This window comes from Streptomyces sp. NPDC001927 (assembly GCF_053594455.1).
The window spans coordinates 142,441-157,162 of record NZ_JBSFEN010000010.1 but is presented as its reverse complement, the minus strand read 5'-3'; the positions used below and the strand labels follow the sequence as shown (position 1 = coordinate 157,162).

The window sequence follows — 14,722 nt, the reverse complement described above, 5'->3', positions numbered from 1 at the left end:
CTCAGGTCCGGCGGGGCTCGTTGTCGACCGCCGCCGTTCTGGTGAACGTACGGCGGTAGGTGCGGGGCGGGACGCCGCGGCGGCGGACGAACTGTTCGCGCAGGACGGCCGCGCTGCCGTAGCCGACGAGGCGGGCGATCTCCTCGACCGGGAGGTCGGTCGTCTCCAGGAGCTCCTCCGCCCGGCCGAGCCGCTGGCCGAGGACCCAGGCGTGCGGAGTGGTCCCGGTCGCGGCGGCGAAGCGGCGGGCGAAGGAGCGGCGGCTCATCAGGGCGCGGCGGGCCAATTCGGCCACGGGCAGCGGCTCGTGGAGGTGGGCGCGGGCCCACGCGAGGACGTCGCCGAGCCGTTCGTCCTCGCAGTCCTCGGGGACGGGGGCGGTGACGTACTGCGCCTGACCGCCGTCGCGGTGCGGCGGCAGGACGAGGTCGCGGGCGACGGCGTTCGCGGCGGCGGCCCCGTACTCGCGGCGCAGCAGATGCAGGCAGAGGTCGAATCCGGCGGCGGCGCCCGCGCCCGTGAGGATCCGGCCCTCGTCGACGTACAGGGCGTCCCGCTCGACGGTGACGGCCGGGTGGCGCTGCGCGAGCAGGTCGGCGAACCGCCAGTGGGTGGTGGCCCGCAGCCCGTCGAGCAGCCCGGCCGCGGCGAGCGCGAAGGCGCCGACACAGTGCGAGCCGACGAGTGCGCCGCGCGCGTGGGCGGCCCGGAGCGCGTCGAGCACGGGCGCGGGCGGCGGGGTGCGGAAGTCGGCCCAGGGGAGGGCGAGTACGAGATCGGCCGAGGCGAGCCGGTCGAGCCCGTGCGCGACGGAGAGCGGCACCCCGTAGTCGGTGGGCACCTGCCCGGGGGCGTCGGCGCAGAGCGCGAAGTCGAAACGCGGTAGCCCCGCGGGCGGCGCGGCGAACACCTCGGACACGAGCCCGACGGCGAGCATGCCGACGCGCGGCGGGGCATAGGCGGCGACGCTCAGGAACGGCGGCATGCGGGGGAGTGTGGCACGGGGGCGAGCCTTTGGCGGCGGGGGGCTGGTCCCGGTACGGGGGGCGACGAAACGAGCTTGCGTCCGAAAGAACGTGTCTGATGATGGATCACGTGGCGGTGGGGGCGGGCACGGCTGTGCGACACATCGGTGAGGGGCTGGATTGCCGCCACGTCGGTGAGTGGGGGGATCGCATGGGGTTGCTGATCGCGTCGGATGCTGTCGGGGAGGGTGAGGACGGGTTCGATTGGTTCTGCGAGACGGTGTCCAGCGCTGTGATGCCCGTCATGATCAGCACCCGCCATGCCGCCGGCTTCCGGGCGAGTATCACGGACCTGGATCTCGGCGTGGTGCGGCTGACCGCTGTGACGTGCTCACCGGTGCTCTCGCGGCGCACCTTGACTCACGTCCGTCGCGGCGATCCCGAGCACGTGCAGCTGGCGCTCCTCACGCAAGGTGCTTGCAGGATCTCCCAGCGGGGCAACGAATCGGTGGTCGCGGGGGGACTCGTGCTCACCGACACCTCACGGCCGAGTGAGGGGGCATGCACGGGCGGACAGGTCGAGTCGGTCGTCATGCAGATTCCCCGTCAGGCCCTGGCACTGAGGTCGGACCGGGTGGACAGCCTCCTCGCGCGGAGCTTGCCGGCAGACGTGGGGTCAGGGGCGATCCTCGCGGACTTCCTGAAGACGTTGCTGGCGCACGGCCCACGCTGTCGCCCGGAGGAGCTGCGCGCCATGGGGTCCGTCACCCTCGACCTGGCCACCGCGTTTCTCGCGCGGCAGCTCGGTGACCCTGGTGAGGCGCCTGCCGAGGCCCGTGCGCAGGAGACGCTGCAGCGGACCTACCGCTTCATCGAGACCAACCTCGGCGACCCGAGCCTGACTCCTCAGATGATCGCCGACCGGCACAACATGTCCCTGCGGAGTCTCTACGCCCTCTTCGCCGACCAGCCCCTGACCATCGCGGCACACATCCGCCGAAGCCGGCTGGAGCGCGCCCACACCGACCTCGCGTCCCGGGAACTGAGCGGTCAGCCCGTTCAGGCGATCGCGGCTCGCTGGGGCTTCTCCAGCGCTACCAGGTTCAGCCGGGCGTTCCGCGAAGCCTACGGAATCACCCCCACCGAACACCGTGCGCTCTCCCTGGCCGCCCCACGGCACGCAGAGCACAGAAACCCTGCACGCCATGAACACCACCGCACGCTCCTCGGGCCTACATTCTCCGCTGGAGACAGCGCCACAGCGTGAGTGGGGGAGGCCGGTCGCCCCCGCCCTGAGCAGGGCGACCGACGGCTACTCATGGTGTGAGTGCCGATGGGCACCAATTCATCAGGGGAGACATCGCATGGCTGGAAAGATCAGCAAGTTCGCCGTCGCCGCGGCCGCCTGATCGACCTCGTGAGTTCCGGCACGCACGTGCGCGCTCCCGTCCCGCCCCCGCCGCAGGGGCTGGCACAAAACCCGCGATGGGTGGCAGTACGGCCACTCGTCGGCGATCTTCCGTACGGAGAAGCTGAGTTCATGACCGACCAGCCGCGCGGGAACACCGCCGCCTACACCGTCCTGACCACCGGATACACCCTCTCCACGGGCCCGGGCGTCGCCGCCACCGTCTCGTACGTGACCGACGGCGACCGTCATGTGATCGTCGACCCGGGCATGGTGGCCAGCCGGGACCGGATCCTCGGCCCGCTGGCCGAACTGGGCCTGGGGCCCGACGACATCACCGACGTCGTGCTCAGCCACCACCACCCCGACAACACCATGAACGTCGGCCTGTTCGGCCGGGCGCGCGTCCATGACCACAAGGCCGAGTACCTGAACGACCAGTGGACCGACCGGGACGCCGAGGGTCTCGAACTGACCCCGTCCCTGCGCCTGATCCGCACCCCGGGGCACAGCCCCGAGGACATCACGCTCCTCGCCGGTACGGCCGAGGGCGTCGTCGCCTTCGTCGGCGACCTCTGGTGGCGCCCGGACGGCCCGGCCGAGGACCCGGTGGCCCCGGACCGCGACCAACTCCGCACCTCCCGCCTGCGGGTCCTGAAGACCTCGGACGTGATCGTCCCGGGGCACGGGGGGCCGTTTCCGGCCGGGGACGAGGCGGTGATCTAGCCGTACGTCGATACGTCCGTACCGTCGACCGTCACACAGGGGGACCCCACCATGTCGTTGCACGAAGCCGCCCCGCCCGGCCCCACCGCCGCCGACCGGCGCCGCGGCCGCCCATGGCACCGCCCCCTGGCGGTGTGCGCCGTCCTGTTGGCGGTCCTCACGGTCCTCAGCGGGGTCGGAGTGGCCGTGGACGACCGGACCCTGCTCGGGGAGCCGGTCTGGGTGAAGCCGCTGAAGTTCGGCTTCGCCTTCGCCCTCTACTCCGCCACGCTGGCGTGGCTGCTGCCCCGACTGGACCGCGGCAGGCGGCTCGCCCGGTGGGTGGGGACCGTCTTCGCGGTGGCCGTGGTCGTCGAGGTGGGCGCCATCACGGTGCAGGCGGCGCGCGGTACGTTCAGCCACTTCAACGCCGACCGGACCGACCCGGTCACCCTGGCCCTCGTACCGGTCCTCACCTTCGGTGTGATGGTCATCGTCGTCGCGCAACTGATCGTCTGCGTCGTCGTGTTGAGGCAACGTACGGGCGGCGGGGACCTGAACCGGGCGATCCGCGCCGGGCTCGGGCTCGCGACCTTCGGCATGCTCGTGCCGCTCTACTGGATGGTGACCGGGGTGCACCCCCGTACCGTCACCGACGCCAACGGCGACGCCATCCCGATGTACCAGGGCCACGGCATCGGCGACCCCGACGGCCACGGCATGGCCCTCACGAACTGGAGCGTGACCGGCGGGGACTTCCGGGTGCCGCACTTCTTCGCCCTGCACGGCATCCAGGTCCTGCTGCTGCTCACGGTGGTGCTCGCCGCACTGTCGGCCCGGCGCGCCTGGCTGCGCGACGAGCGGGTCCGCGCCCGTCTGGTGGGCTGTGCCGCGCTCGGCCTCTGGGGCCTGGTCGCGGTCGTGACCTCGCAGGCGGCCCGGGGGCAGTCCCTGATCCACCCGGACGGGGTGACCCTCGGCGCCTTCGCCGGTGTCCTCGTCCTGACGGCCGCGGTGACCGCGCGCGTCGTTGTCGTCGCCGTCAGGTCCCGGCCGGCGGGCGCTCCGTGATCTCCCGGGCCAGCTCCACGAGCAGCCGCGTCGCCGGGTGCGGGGAGGTGTCGCGCCAGGCCAGGAGGACCGGGATCCGGGGGGCGTCGGGGAGAGGGCGGTAGGTGACGCCGGGGTGGGGGTGCATGGCCGCCGTGGAGGCCGAGGAGACGCCGACGCCCCGGCCGGCGGCGATCGCGGTGAGCCAGTCGTCGGTGTTGCCGACCGTCAGGGTCGTGGCCGGGCGCAGGTGCGCGGGCCAGAGGGACGGGGTGGTGGTGCCCGAGACGGTGTTGAGGACGATCGTCTCGCTCGCGAGGTCCGCCAGGGTGAGGGACGTACGGGAGGCCAGCGCGCTGTCCGTCGCCACGGCGGCCACCCGGTCCTCGGTGGCCAGCTCCTCGGTCGCCAGGCCGGGCGCGTCGACGGGGCCCCGGAGCAGCGCGGCGTCCACCTCGCCCCGGACGAGGCCGGCCGTGCGGTCGTCGATGCGGAGGAGTTCCAGCGGGGTCTCGGGGTGCTCGCGCTGCCAGCGCCGGAGCAGGGGTGTGGTGTACGGGCCGAACGCCGACCACGCGTGCCCGAGCCGCAGCGGGCGGTGGCGTAGTTGGGCGGGGTCCAGGGCCGCGTCGAACGCGGCGACGGCCGCCGCCGCGCGGTCGTGGAAGGCGCGGCCCTCGGCGGTGAGCGCGAGGTGGTGGGTGGAGCGGTCGACGAGCCGGACGCCGAGGTGTTTCTCCAGGGCGGCGAGGGTGCGGGACATCGCGGGCTGAGTGAGGTGGAGGCGGGCGGCGGCGCGGGTCACGTTGCCCTCCTCGGCGATGGCGAGAAAGGCGCGAAGGTGGCGGAGCTCGATGCCCGAGCGACTCCCTTGACTCATGCGCCCGGAGCATAACCGCAGCCCAATCGGCATTTCACGCGCCGCGCGGGACGGCTTAGCGTGAGTGGCGGAGCCCACTTGACGGGTCCACTATCCTGGACTGGTAAGTCCAGTGCAATGAACCATCCTGCAGGGGAGTGAGCCGGTGGACAGCCCGGTCAAGGACACGACGGCGGGCACGGGCACGGGCGCGCGGACGGCGACGGTGCCGACGGCCGCGGCGCGCGGCACCCGCCTGGGCCCGGTGGCACTCGTCGTGGCGGGCGGCCTGTCCGTCCAGTTCGGCTCGGCGGTCGCCGTCCTGCTGATGCCGCGGGCCGGCGCGCTCGGCGTGGTGACGCTGCGGCTCGTTCTCGCCGCCGCGGTCCTGCTGATCGTCTGCCGCCCGAAGGTCCGCGGCTACAACCGGGCCGACTGGGGCACGGTCGTCGCCTTCGGCACCGCGATGGCAGGGATGAACATCTTCATCTACCAGGCCGTCGACCGGATCCCCCTCGGCGCCGCCGTGACCCTGGAGGTCCTCGGCCCGCTGCTCCTCTCGGTCATCGCCTCCCGCCGCCTCTCGAACCTCATCTGGGCGGGGCTCGCGCTCGGCGGCGTCCTCCTGCTCAGCGGCATGCTCACCGGCGGCGGCTTCGACCGCCTGGACCCGGTCGGCGCCGGCTTCGCCCTCGCGGCGGGCGCGATGTGGGCGACGTACATCGTCTTCAGCGCCCGTACCGGCCGCCGCTTCCCGCAGGCGGACGGCCTGGCGCTCGCGATGGCCTTCGGCGCGGTCCTGAGCCTGCCCTTCGGCATCGTCGAGGCGGGCGACAAGCTCCTGGTCCCCTCGACGATCGCCCTCGGCCTCGCGGTCGCCCTGATGTCCTCGGTCCTCCCGTACACCCTCGAACTCCTGGCCCTCCGCCGCCTCCCCGCCCCCACCTTCGCCATCCTCATGAGCCTGGAACCGGCCATCGCCGCCACCGCCGGCTTCCTCGTCCTGAGCCAGGGCCTCTCCCTCCTGGACGCCCTGGCCATCGCCCTCGTCATCGCCGCCAGCATGGGCGCGGTCCGCACCCAGACGAAACGCGTCAGGGCGATCCCGGAGGCGTAGGCCGCAGGCGCGCGCCGCCCGCGGCCGGGCCCTGGCCTCCGCCCCGCCTCCCCCTTAGGCTGCGTGATCCACTTCGCTCGGGGGGATCATGAACTTCTTCACTCGGCATCGCAGACCGTTCGCCTTCCTGCTGCTGGCGGTGGCAGTCGTCTCCGGCGGCGCGGCCCTGGCCGGACTCGAGTCGGGGGACGAGGGCGCGCTGATCCTGCTGCTCCGGCTCCAGGAGTACGTCCTTCCGCTGGGATGCCTCGCCCTGGCCGCGGTGACCGGGGCGGTCCTCCTGGGACTGCCCAAGTCATCCTTGCTGCGCGTGCCCCTGGTCACGATGCTGCTGGTGATCGGCGTCCCCACGCTGCTCATCGGGAGCTGGGTCTCCGCGGTGTTCGGCGGTTCGGACAAGGTGCTGAAGACGGAATCGGCCCCCGGTCGCGGCGACCGCCAACTGGTCGTGGTGGCACGGAGCGGCTCCCTCGACCCGGTGTGGTGCGTCTACGTCCACCAGGGGCGCCCACCGCTGGAACGCCGGTGGAGCGTCGGCTGCTTCGACGGCGACGACGAGTCCAACGCACTCGGCGAGACCACGTGGACCGCCCCCGACCGGATTCGCATGACCACCGAGGGAGGCGCGGTCCACGACGTGACCATCACCCCGGGCGGCCGGCCCGACCGGGTCGTTTCCGTCGGCTAGCGGCCTGAGTCGGCCTTCAGGCTCCGGGGTCCCTCCCCACGCGCGAGCCGTGCCGCGCCAAGAGCGTTCGCCCGTATCGGAATTGGTCGACCCCGGCGAGCCCGCCGAGAAAGTTTCGCTCAGTACAAGCAAGCATGCTTGATTGTTTCTTCCGCCGCTGCCATGCTCCTCCGCACACGCCCGTGTCCCGAGGGGAGCGCACCGTGTCCGACCCCGCCGTCGTGCTCGACGATCTACGCCGTGAGAGCGAGGAAGTCGACCGGCTCGTCGCCGAGTTGAGCGACACGAGATGGGCCGCCCCCACCCCCGCCGCCGGCTGGACCGTCGCCCACCAGGTCGCCCACCTCGCCTGGACCGACCGCGCCGCGCTCCTCGCCGTCACCGACGCCGAGGGGTTCCGCGTGGAGGCCGAGAAGGCCCTCGCCGCGCCCGAGTCGTTCGTCGACGACGGCGCCGCCGAGGGCGCCGCGCTCGCCCCCGGCGAGCTCCTCGGGCGCTGGCGCGTCGGCCGCGAGCGGCTCTGGACGGCCCTGGCCACCGCCCCGCCCGGCGCCCGTTTCCCCTGGTACGGGCCGCCCATGAGCGCCTCCTCGATGGCGACCGCCCGCCTCATGGAGACCTGGGCGCACGGCCAGGACATCGCCGACGCCCTCGGGGCCGTCCGCGCACCCACCGCCCGCCTGCGCCACGTCGCCTGGATCGGCGTCCGCGCCCGCGACTACGCCTATCTCGTACGGGGTCTCCAACCGCCCGCCGAGCCCTTCCGGGTCGAGCTCGTCGGACCGGGCGGCGAGGAGTGGGCCTACGGACCCGAGGACTCCGCCCAGCGGATCACCGGACCCGCCCTCGACTTCTGCCTCCTCGTCACCCAGCGCGTCCACCGCGACGACACCGCCCTCGCCGCGGAAGGCGCCGACGCCGAGCGCTGGCTCACCATCGCCCAGGCCTTCGCCGGTCCCCCCGGCGGCGGGCGCCCCGCCAAGGAGCAGGCGTGATCCTTCGTATCGGCAACGCCTCCGGCTTCTACGGCGACCGCTTCGACGCCGTCCACGAGATGCTCACCGGCGGCGAACCGGGCTCCCTCGACGTCCTCACCGGCGACTACCTCGCCGAACTCACCATGCTCATCCTCGGCCGCGACCTCCTGAAGGACCCGAAGGGCGGTTACGCCAAGACCTTCCTGCGCCAGATGGAGGAGAGCCTCGGCCTCGCCCACGAGCGCGGTGTCCGCATCGTCACCAACGCCGGCGGCCTCAACCCCGCCGGCCTCGCCGAAGCCCTCGGCGCCCTCGCCGACCGGCTCGGGCTGCCCACCCGGATCGCGTACGTCGAGGGCGACCGGCTCCCGCCCCGCGACGGCATCCTGACCGCCAACGCCTACCTCGGCGGCGCCGGCATCGCTGCCTGCCTGGCCGCCGGCGCCGACGTCGTCGTCACCGGCCGCGTCACCGACGCCGCCCTCGTCACAGGGCCCGCGCAGTGGCGGTTCGGCTGGGGGCCGGAGGAGTACGACGCCCTGGCCGGCGCGGTCGTCGCCGGGCACGTCCTGGAGTGCGGTACGCAGGCCACCGGGGGCAACTACGCCTTCTTCACCCATCACGACCCGCGTGACCTCCGGCGTCCCGGATTTCCGCTCGCCGAGATCCACCCCGACGGTTCCTCCGTCATCACCAAGCACCCCGGCACCGGCGGCGTCGTCGACCTCGGGACCGTCACCGCGCAGCTCCTCTACGAGACCGCCGGCGCACGGTACGCCGGGCCCGACGTGACCGCCCGGCTCGACACCGTACGGCTCACCCAGGACGGGCCCGACCGGGTGCGGATCGACGGCGTACGGGGCGAGGCCCCGCCGCCCACCCTCAAGGCCGGGCTCACCCGGATCGGCGGCCACCGCAACGAGGTCGTCTTCGTCCTCACCGGCCTCGACGTCGAGGCCAAGGCCCAGCTCGTGAAGGACCAGGTGGAGGACGCGTTCGAGCGCGCCAAGTCCCGGCCCGCCGAGGTCCGTTGGGAGCTGGCCCGGACGGACCGGAGCGACGCCGACACCGAGGAGACCGCCAGCGCGCTCCTCCGGCTCGTCGTCCGCGACCCCGCCCCCGAGCCCGTCGGCCGCGCCCTCAGCGGCGCCGCGATCGAACTGGCCCTCTCCAGCTACCCCGGCTTCCACGTCACCGCCCCACCCGGCAAGGGCGCCCCCTACGGGGTCTTCGAGGCCGCGTACGTCCCCGCCTCCGACATCCCGCACACCGCCGTCCTCCCCGACGGGAGCCGCGTCACCCTCCCCGTACCCGTCCACACCCGGGAACTGGAACCCGTCCCCGAACCCCCGCTGCCCACGCCCCTGCCCGACGGGCCGACGCGCCGCGCCCCGCTCGGCCTCGTCGCGGGAGCCCGCAGCGGCGACAAGGGCGGCGACGCGAATGTGGGGGTGTGGGTGCGTACGGAGGGCGCCTGGCGGTGGCTCGTCCACCACCTCACCGTCGAGACATTCCAGCAACTCCTGCCCGAGACGGGCCGCTTCCACGTCGTACGGCACGTCCTGCCCGATCTCCGCGCCCTGAACTTCGTCGTCACCGGCATCCTCGGCGAAGGCGTCGCCTCCCAGGCCCGCTTCGACCCCCAGGCCAAGGCCCTCGGCGAGTGGCTCCGCGCCCGCGAACTCGACGTACCGGAGGAACTCCTGTGACCGCCCCGGAGGAACTGCTGTGACCGTCCTCGCCTCCGCCCTCGACACCGGCGGACCCGACTACGCGGCCCACCGCGCCGCCATGCTCGACAAGCTCGCCGCCCTCGACACCGAGCACGCCAAGGCGCTCGCGGGCGGCGGGGAGAAGTACGTCCAACGGCACCGCAAGCGCGGCAAGTTGCTCGCGCGGGAGCGGATCGAGCTGCTTCTCGACCCCGACACGCCCTTCCTGGAGCTCTCGCCGCTCGCCGCCTGGGGCAGCGACTACCCGGTCGGCGCGTCGATCGTCACCGGCATCGGGGTGGTCGAGGGCGTCGAGTGCCTGATCACCGCCAACGACCCGACCGTGCGCGGCGGCGCCTCCAACCCGTGGACCCTGAAGAAGGCCCTGCGGGCGAACGAGATCGCGTACGCCAACCGGCTCCCGGTCATCTCCCTCGTCGAGTCCGGCGGCGCCGATCTGCCGTCCCAGAAGGAGATCTTCATCCCCGGCGGCGCGCTCTTCCGCGACCTGACCCGGCTCTCCGCCGCCGGCATCCCCACCATCGCGGTCGTCTTCGGCAACTCGACGGCCGGCGGGGCGTACGTCCCCGGCATGTCCGACCACACCGTGATGATCAAGGAGCGGTCGAAGGTCTTCCTCGGCGGTCCGCCTCTGGTCAAGATGGCGACGGGCGAGGAGAGCGACGACGAGTCGCTCGGCGGAGCCGAGATGCACGCCCGTACTTCAGGTCTCGCCGACCACTACGCCGTCGACGAGGCCGACGCGCTGCGCCAGGCCCGCCGGATCGTCGCCCGCCTCAACCACCGCAAGGCGCACCCCGATCCGGCCCACGCGGAGCCGCCGAAGTACGACGAGGACGAGCTGCTCGGGATCGTGCCGGGGGACCTGAAGACCCCCTTCGACCCGCGCGAGGTCATCGCCCGGATCGTCGACGGCTCGGACTTCGACGAGTTCAAGCCGCTGTACGGGCCGAGCCTGGTGACCGGCTGGGCCGAACTGCACGGCTACCCGGTCGGCGTCCTCGCCAACGCCCAGGGCGTGCTGTTCAGCGCGGAGTCGCAGAAGGCCGCACAGTTCATCCAGCTCGCCAACCAGCGTGACATCCCGCTGCTCTTCCTGCACAACACCACCGGCTACATGGTCGGCAAGGAGTACGAGCAGGGCGGCATCATCAAGCACGGCGCCATGATGATCAACGCGGTGTCGAACAGCCGGGTGCCGCATCTGAGCGTGCTGATGGGCGCGTCGTACGGCGCCGGCCACTACGGCATGTGCGGCCGGGCCTACGACCCGCGCTTCCTCTTCGCCTGGCCGAGCGCCAAGTCCGCCGTCATGGGCCCGCAGCAGCTCGCGGGTGTCCTGTCGATCGTGGCGCGGGCGAGCGCGGCCGCGAAGGGGCAGCCGTACGACGACGAGGCGGACGCCGGGCTGCGCGCGATGGTCGAGGCGCAGATCGAGTCGGAGTCCCTGCCGATGTTCCTGTCCGGGCGGCTGTACGACGACGGCGTCATCGACCCCCGCGACACCCGCACGGTCCTCGGACTGTGCCTGTCCGCGATCCACACGGCACCGGTCGAGGGCGCACGCGGCTTCGGCGTCTTCCGGATGTGAGGCGAGAGATGATCTCCAGGATGTTGGTCGCCAACCGGGGCGAGATCGCCTGCCGGGTCTTCCGTACCTGCCGCGCGCTCGGCATCGCGACGGTCGCGGTGTACTCGGACGCGGACGCCGGTGCGCTGCACGTACGGGAGGCGGACGCGGCGGTACGGCTGCCGGGGGCGGCGCCCTCGGAGACGTACCTCCGTGGCGACCTGGTGGTGAAGGCGGCGCTCGCGGCGGGCGCGGACGCCGTGCACCCGGGGTACGGCTTCCTCTCCGAGAACGCGGAGTTCGCGCGGGCCGTGCGCGACGCGGGCCTGGTGTGGATCGGGCCGCCGCCGGAGGCGATCGAGGCGATGGCCTCGAAAACGCGGGCGAAGGAGCTCCTCGGGATCGCCCCGCTCGCGGCCGCCGACGTCACCGAGGCGGACCTCCCGGTCCTGGTGAAGGCGGCGGCGGGCGGCGGCGGTCGCGGCATGCGGATCGTCCGCGAACTCGGCGCGCTGGAAGGAGAGTTGAAGGGGGCGTCGGCGGAGGCGGCGAGCGCGTTCGGGGACGGCGAGGTGTTCGTCGAGCCGTATGTGGAGAACGGGCGTCATGTCGAGGTCCAGATCCTGGCGGACGGGCAGGGCGCCGTGTGGGCGCTCGGTACGCGCGACTGCTCGCTCCAGCGCCGCCACCAGAAGGTCATCGAGGAGTCCCCGGCGCCGGGGCTCGCGCCGTCGCTGCTCGCGGAGCTGTACGCCCGGTCCGTCGCCGCCGCGAAGGCGGTCGGGTACGTGGGCGCGGGGACGGTGGAGTTCCTGGTCGCGGACGGGCGGGCGCACTTCCTGGAGATGAACACGCGGCTCCAGGTGGAGCACCCGGTGACGGAGGAGGTGTACGGGGTGGACCTGGTCGCGCTCCAGATCGCCGTCGCCGAGGGCGCCCCGCTCCCGCCGGAGCCGCCGACCCCGACCGGCCACGCGATCGAGGCCCGGCTCTACGCCGAGGACCCGGCGTCGGGCTGGACGCCCCAGGCGGGCGTGCTGCACGCCCTTGAGATCGCCCCGGAAGCAGCGGCGCGCGTGGACGCCGGCTACGCCTCCGGCGACACCATCGGCGTCCACTACGACGCCATGCTCGCCAAGGTCGTCGTCCACGCGCCCACCCGCCCCGAGGCGATCCGCAAGCTCGCCCGCGCGCTGGAGACGGCCCGGGTGCACGGCCCGGTCACCAACCGGGAATTGCTCGTCGGGTCCCTCCGGCATCCCGAGTTCGGGGATCCGGAGCGGCTCGACACCGGCTTCTACGAGCGGAACCTCGACGCGCTCACCCAGGCACCGCCCGGCGAGGCGTACGCCGCCGTCGCCGCCGCGCTCGCGGACGCCGCGAGGCGGCAGGGCCGGTTCGGGGGCGGGTGGCGGAACCTCGTCTCGCAGGACCAGGCCAAGGCGTACGGCGAGCACGAGGTCCGGTACCGCCCCACCCGCGACGGCGGGTACGCGGTCACCGCGCCCGAGGGCGTCCGCGTGGAGTCCGTCGCCCCGGACCACGTACGCCTTGAGATCGACGGCGTGGTGAGGTCCTTCGAGGTAGCGCGATACGGCGACGACAGCGCCACCGTCCACGTGGGCCCCCACCGCCTCACCGCCCACCCCCGCTTCCCCGACCCGGCGGACCAGCGCGAGCCCGGCTCACTCCTGGCCCCCATGCCCGGCACCGTCGTCCGGGTCGCGGAGGGTCTCGCGGTCGGGGACCGGGTCACCGCCGGGCAGCCGCTCCTCTGGCTGGAGGCGATGAAGATGGAGCACCGCGTCACCGCCCCCGCGTCGGGCACGCTCACCGCGCTCCACGCGACCCCCGGCCGCCAGGTGGAGGTGGGCGCCCTCCTGGCCGTCGTACAGCAGTCCGAGCAGTCCGTGCAGACCCAGCAGTCCGAGCAGTCCGTGCAGGCCGAAGCACAGGAGGACCAGACCGCATGAGCAGCACCATGATCGAGAGCGAAGAGCTGACCGCGCTCCGCGCCGCCGTCGCGGCGCTCGGCCACCGCCACGGCCCCGGCTTCGACCGTGCGGCGCTGTGGGCGGAGGCGGGCAAGCTCGGCTACCTGGGCGTGAACCTGCCCGAGGAGTACGGCGGCGGGGGCGGCGGCATGGCCGAGCTGTCGATCGTCCTGGAGGAGGCGGGAGCCGCCGGCGCCCCGCTCCTGATGATGGTCGTCTCGCCCGCGATCTGCGGCACGGTCATCGCCCGCTTCGGTACGGAGGAGCAGAAGCGCACCTGGCTCCCGGGTCTGGCGGACGGCTCGCTCACCATGGCCTTCGGCATCACCGAGCCGGACGCGGGCTCCAACTCCCACCGGATCACGACCACGGCCACGAAGACGGAGGACGGCTGGGTCCTCAACGGCCGCAAGGTGTTCGTGTCGGGCGTCGACATCGCCGACGCGACCCTGATCGTCGGCCGGATGTCGGACGCCCGCACGGGCAACCTGAAGCCCTGCCTCTTCATCGTCCCCCGCGAGGCCCCCGGGTTCGGGCGTCGGCAGATCGAGATGGAACTGGACGCGAACGAGAAGCAGTTCGAGCTGACCCTCGACGACGTCCACCTCCCGGCCGACGCGCTCGTCGGCGACGAGGACGCGGGCCTGCTCCAGCTCTTCGCCGGGCTCAACCCGGAGCGCATCATGACGGCCGCGTTCGCGATCGGCATGGGCCGCTACGCCCTCGCCCAGGCCGTGAAGTACGCCAAGGAGCGCCAGGTCTGGAAGACCCCCATCGGCGCCCACCAGGCCATCGCGCATCCCCTCGCCCAGGCCCACATCGAGCTGGAGCTGGCCAGGCTGATGATGCAGAAGGCCGCGCAGCTCTACGACGCCGGCGACGACATCGGCGCGGGCGAGGCCGCCAACATGGCCAAGTACGCGGCCGGCGAGGCCTGCGTGAAGGCCGTCGACCAGTCCGTCCACACCCTCGGCGGCAACGGCCTGACCCGCGAGTTCGGCCTGGCCCGCCTGATCGCCGCCTCCCGCGTGGCCCGCATCGCCCCCGTCAGCCGGGAAATGATCCTGAACTACGTGTCCCACCAGTCCCTGGGTCTCCCCAAGTCGTACTGAGCCGCCGTGTACAACGGGCGTCAGCCCACGCTCGGTCCGAACGACGCGGACCGAGGACGCCGATGGGCGCCCCGCCGATGCCCGGCGGGGCGCCCTGTCGTCATTTCACTGGTCCTCGCGGAGAACGACCACGTAGCTGTCGTCGTAGGGCTTGCTCTCGTCCTTCGGCATCAGCAGAAGCGACAAGGTCGAGCTCTCGCCCGCGAACCGGACGTCCACGGAGGCGTCCTTCTCCCCCAGACTGAACTCCGCCGTGGCCGGACGCTGAGCGGCGTCACCCCAGTCGGCCACCCACCGCTTCGCGTCGTTCTCCGGCACACCCTCCTCCTTGGCGAGATCGACCAGACCGTCGGCGTCGCGGGCCTTGAGCCGGGCCAATACGTGCTCGGCGGTGGCGAGGCTGCCGGGGGTGGGGCGCCCTGTGACGGTCAGCTCGAGCTCGTTGACGCCGTTCTTGGTGCGCTCGGGGGTCTTGTCGGTCGAGGTCGCATCGCAGCCACCGAGCAGAAGCACGAGCGCTCCAACCAGCCCCACCGCCCTACCT

At 72.9% G+C, this 14,722-nt stretch carries 13 protein-coding genes; 10 read left to right on the top strand and 3 right to left on the bottom strand.

Annotated features, from left to right (window positions below; genetic code table 11):
* Position 1: 1 nt before the first annotated feature.
* Positions 2–985 carry a GlxA family transcriptional regulator gene (locus tag ACWCO8_RS26630; RefSeq protein WP_451034379.1) on the bottom strand — a complete coding sequence of 328 codons (984 nt, stop codon included), beginning with the start codon at positions 983–985 and terminating at the stop codon, positions 2–4.
* A 98-nt stretch (positions 986–1,083) separates the two neighbouring features.
* Here ACWCO8_RS26630 and ACWCO8_RS26625 point away from each other — a divergent pair, with 98 nt between their 5' ends.
* From ACWCO8_RS26625 to ACWCO8_RS26615, 3 genes are all read left to right on the top strand, one after another.
* Positions 1,084–2,232 (top strand): AraC-like ligand-binding domain-containing protein, encoded by a 1,149-nt coding sequence (locus ACWCO8_RS26625; RefSeq protein ID WP_451034378.1) that lies wholly within the window; start codon positions 1,084–1,086, stop codon positions 2,230–2,232.
* A 273-nt stretch (positions 2,233–2,505) separates the two neighbouring features.
* On the top strand, positions 2,506–3,099 hold the full coding sequence (locus ACWCO8_RS26620) for an MBL fold metallo-hydrolase (protein ID WP_451034377.1): 594 nt from the start codon (positions 2,506–2,508) through the stop codon (positions 3,097–3,099).
* Between the two features lie 51 nt (positions 3,100–3,150).
* Positions 3,151–4,149, top strand: coding sequence for a hypothetical protein (locus ACWCO8_RS26615; RefSeq protein ID WP_451034376.1), 999 nt, complete (start codon positions 3,151–3,153; stop codon positions 4,147–4,149).
* Here the strand turns inward: ACWCO8_RS26615 and ACWCO8_RS26610 are convergent.
* Entirely contained in the window at positions 4,121–5,008 is an 888-nt protein-coding gene (locus ACWCO8_RS26610) for a LysR family transcriptional regulator (protein ID WP_451034375.1), read from the bottom strand. The two genes, ACWCO8_RS26615 and ACWCO8_RS26610, sit on opposite strands and share 29 nt — an antisense overlap.
* A gap of 205 nt (positions 5,009–5,213) precedes the next feature.
* Between ACWCO8_RS26610 and ACWCO8_RS26605 the strand changes: the two genes are divergently transcribed.
* The 7 genes from ACWCO8_RS26605 to ACWCO8_RS26575 all read left to right on the top strand — a co-directional run bounded on the left by ACWCO8_RS26605 (position 5,214) and on the right by ACWCO8_RS26575 (position 14,178).
* On the top strand, positions 5,214–6,104 hold the full coding sequence (locus ACWCO8_RS26605; protein ID WP_451034571.1) for an EamA family transporter: 891 nt from the start codon (positions 5,214–5,216) through the stop codon (positions 6,102–6,104).
* Between the two features lie 88 nt (positions 6,105–6,192).
* Positions 6,193–6,792 (top strand): hypothetical protein, encoded by a 600-nt coding sequence (locus ACWCO8_RS26600; RefSeq protein WP_451034374.1) that lies wholly within the window; start codon positions 6,193–6,195, stop codon positions 6,790–6,792.
* A 203-nt stretch (positions 6,793–6,995) separates the two neighbouring features.
* Positions 6,996–7,787 (top strand): TIGR03084 family metal-binding protein, encoded by a 792-nt coding sequence (locus ACWCO8_RS26595; RefSeq protein WP_451034373.1) that lies wholly within the window; start codon positions 6,996–6,998, stop codon positions 7,785–7,787.
* Positions 7,784–9,478, top strand: coding sequence for an acyclic terpene utilization AtuA family protein (locus ACWCO8_RS26590; protein WP_451034372.1), 1,695 nt, complete (start codon positions 7,784–7,786; stop codon positions 9,476–9,478). The genes ACWCO8_RS26595 and ACWCO8_RS26590 overlap by 4 nt, the downstream gene beginning before the upstream one ends.
* 19 nt (positions 9,479–9,497) lie before the next feature.
* Positions 9,498–11,093 carry an acyl-CoA carboxylase subunit beta gene (locus ACWCO8_RS26585; RefSeq protein WP_451034371.1) on the top strand — a complete coding sequence of 532 codons (1,596 nt, stop codon included), beginning with the start codon at positions 9,498–9,500 and terminating at the stop codon, positions 11,091–11,093.
* Between the two features lie 8 nt (positions 11,094–11,101).
* A complete protein-coding gene (locus tag ACWCO8_RS26580) occupies positions 11,102–13,045 on the top strand; it encodes an acetyl/propionyl/methylcrotonyl-CoA carboxylase subunit alpha (RefSeq protein WP_451034370.1) in 1,944 nt (647 codons plus the stop codon).
* Complete coding sequence (locus ACWCO8_RS26575) at positions 13,042–14,178, top strand: acyl-CoA dehydrogenase family protein (RefSeq protein WP_451034369.1); 1,137 nt, start codon at positions 13,042–13,044, stop codon at positions 14,176–14,178. Before ACWCO8_RS26580 ends, ACWCO8_RS26575 begins: the two co-directional genes overlap by 4 nt.
* Before the next feature lie 105 nt (positions 14,179–14,283).
* Here the strand turns inward: ACWCO8_RS26575 and ACWCO8_RS26570 are convergent, their stop codons facing one another.
* Entirely contained in the window at positions 14,284–14,712 is a 429-nt protein-coding gene (locus tag ACWCO8_RS26570) for a hypothetical protein (protein WP_451034368.1), read from the bottom strand.
* Positions 14,713–14,722: the final 10 nt, after the last annotated feature.